Source organism: Lelliottia sp. RD5, assembly GCF_056032945.1.
Map to the genome: position 1 here is coordinate 1 of NZ_JBVYHQ010000016.1, position 3,260 is coordinate 3,260.

General features: G+C 52.3%; 2 rRNA genes. Both read left to right on the forward strand.

Annotated features, from left to right (window positions below):
• Positions 1 to 147 precede the first annotated feature (147 nt).
• Positions 148 to 3,057 (forward strand): 23S ribosomal RNA (locus tag AC0LWE_RS22290).
• Positions 3,058 to 3,149: 92 nt separating this feature from the next.
• Positions 3,150 to 3,260: ribosomal RNA gene (gene rrf / locus AC0LWE_RS22295) — 5S ribosomal RNA — on the forward strand; the annotation flags it as partial.

Consider the following 3,260-nt stretch of genomic DNA (forward strand, 5'->3'; position numbering starts at 1 on the left):
TTTGCTCTTTAAAAATCTGGATCAAGCTGAAAATTGAAACGACACACTGTGTCTGCTCTCCGTAATAAGAGCAGATAAGCGGTGTGTTCGAGTCTCTCAAATTTTCGCAACACTGCGGGTGTTTTACGAAACATCTTCGGGTTGTGAGGTTAAGCGACTAAGCGTACACGGTGGATGCCTAGGCAGTCAGAGGCGATGAAGGACGTGCTAATCTGCGATAAGCGTCGGTAAGGTGATATGAACCGTTATAACCGACGATTTCCGAATGGGGAAACCCAGTGCAATCCGTTGCACTATCGTTAAGTGAATACATAGCTTAACGAAGCGAACCAGGGGAACTGAAACATCTAAGTACCCTGAGGAAAAGAAATCAACCGAGATTCCCCCAGTAGCGGCGAGCGAACGGGGAACAGCCCAGAACCTGAATCAGTTTGTGTGTTAGTGGAAGCGTCTGGAAAGTCGCAGGGTACAGGGTGATACTCCCGTACACAAAAATGCACATTCTGTGAGTTCGAAGAGTAGGGCGGGACACGTGGTATCCTGTCTGAATATGGGGGGACCATCCTCCAAGGCTAAATACTCCTGACTGACCGATAGTGAACCAGTACCGTGAGGGAAAGGCGAAAAGAACCCCGGCGAGGGGAGTGAAACAGAACCTGAAACCGTGTACGTACAAGCAGTGGGAGCCTTGATTTATCAGGGTGACTGCGTACCTTTTGTATAATGGGTCAGCGACTTATATTCTGTAGCAAGGTTAACCGTATAGGGGAGCCGAAGGGAAACCGAGTCTTAACTGGGCGTTAAGTTGCAGGGTATAGACCCGAAACCCGGTGATCTAGCCATGGGCAGGTTGAAGGTTGGGTAACACTAACTGGAGGACCGAACCGACTAATGTTGAAAAATTAGCGGATGACTTGTGGCTGGGGGTGAAAGGCCAATCAAACCGGGAGATAGCTGGTTCTCCCCGAAAGCTATTTAGGTAGCGCCTCGTGAACTCATCTTCGGGGGTAGAGCACTGTTTCGGCTAGGGGGCCATCCCGGCTTACCAACCCGATGCAAACTACGAATACCGAAGAATGTTATCACGGGAGACACACGGCGGGTGCTAACGTCCGTCGTGAAGAGGGAAACAACCCAGACCGCCAGCTAAGGTCCCAAAGTCACAGTTAAGTGGGAAACGATGTGGGAAGGCACAGACAGCCAGGATGTTGGCTTAGAAGCAGCCATCATTTAAAGAAAGCGTAATAGCTCACTGGTCGAGTCGGCCTGCGCGGAAGATGTAACGGGGCTAAACTGTGCACCGAAGCTGCGGCAGCGACGCTCAGGCGTTGTTGGGTAGGGGAGCGTTCTGTAAGCCGTCGAAGGTGTCCTGTGAGGGATGCTGGAGGTATCAGAAGTGCGAATGCTGACATAAGTAACGATAAAGCGGGTGAAAAGCCCGCTCGCCGGAAGACCAAGGGTTCCTGTCCAACGTTAATCGGGGCAGGGTGAGTCGACCCCTAAGGCGAGGCCGAAAGGCGTAGTCGATGGGAAACAGGTTAATATTCCTGTACTCGGTGTTACTGCGAAGGGGGGACGGAGAAGGCTATGTTAGCCGGGCGACGGTTGTCCCGGTTTAAGCATGTAGGCGGAGCGTTTAGGTAAATCCGGACGCTTGTTAACGCTGAGGTGTGATGACGAGGCACTACGGTGCTGAAGTAACAAATGCCCTGCTTCCAGGAAAAGCCTCTAAGCATCAGGTAACATCAAATCGTACCCCAAACCGACACAGGTGGTCAGGTAGAGAATACCAAGGCGCTTGAGAGAACTCGGGTGAAGGAACTAGGCAAAATGGTGCCGTAACTTCGGGAGAAGGCACGCTGATGGTAGGTGAAGCGACTTGCTCGTGGAGCTGAAATCAGTCGAAGATACCAGCTGGCTGCAACTGTTTATTAAAAACACAGCACTGTGCAAACACGAAAGTGGACGTATACGGTGTGACGCCTGCCCGGTGCCGGAAGGTTAATTGATGGGGTTAGCGGCAACGCGAAGCTCTTGATCGAAGCCCCGGTAAACGGCGGCCGTAACTATAACGGTCCTAAGGTAGCGAAATTCCTTGTCGGGTAAGTTCCGACCTGCACGAATGGCGTAATGATGGCCAGGCTGTCTCCACCCGAGACTCAGTGAAATTGAACTCGCTGTGAAGATGCAGTGTACCCGCGGCAAGACGGAAAGACCCCGTGAACCTTTACTATAGCTTGACACTGAACACTGGTCCTTGATGTGTAGGATAGGTGGGAGGCTTTGAAGCGTGGACGCCAGTCTGCGTGGAGCCAACCTTGAAATACCACCCTTTAATGGCTGGTGTTCTAACGTAGACCCGTAATCCGGGTTGCGGACAGTGTCTGGTGGGTAGTTTGACTGGGGCGGTCTCCTCCTAAAGAGTAACGGAGGAGCACGAAGGTTAGCTAATCCTGGTCGGACATCAGGAGGTTAGTGCAATGGCATAAGCTAGCTTGACTGCGAGAGTGACGGCTCGAGCAGGTGCGAAAGCAGGTCATAGTGATCCGGTGGTTCTGAATGGAAGGGCCATCGCTCAACGGATAAAAGGTACTCCGGGGATAACAGGCTGATACCGCCCAAGAGTTCATATCGACGGCGGTGTTTGGCACCTCGATGTCGGCTCATCACATCCTGGGGCTGAAGTAGGTCCCAAGGGTACGGCTGTTCGCCGTTTAAAGTGGTACGCGAGCTGGGTTTAGAACGTCGTGAGACAGTTCGGTCCCTATCTGCCGTGGGCGCTGGAGAATTGAGGGGGGCTGCTCCTAGTACGAGAGGACCGGAGTGGACGCATCACTGGTGTTCGGGTTGTCATGCCAATGGCATTGCCCGGTAGCTAAATGCGGAAAAGATAAGTGCTGAAAGCATCTAAGCACGAAACTTGCCCCGAGATGAGTTCTCCCTGACTCCCTGAGAGTCCTGAAGGAACGTTGAAGACTACGACGTTGATAGGTCGGGTGTGTAAGCGTAGCGATACGTTGAGCTAACCGATACTAATGAACCGTGAGGCTTAACCTTACAACGCCGAAGCTGTTTTGGCGAAAGAGACGATATTCAGCTTGATAACAGATTAATTGACGTGCAGAGATGCATGTTGATAACAGAATTTGCCTGGCGGCTTTAGCGCGGTGGTCCCACCTGACCCCATGCCGAACTCAGAAGTGAAACGCCGTAGCGCCGATGGTAGTGTGGGGTCTCCCCATGTGAGAGTAGGGAACTGC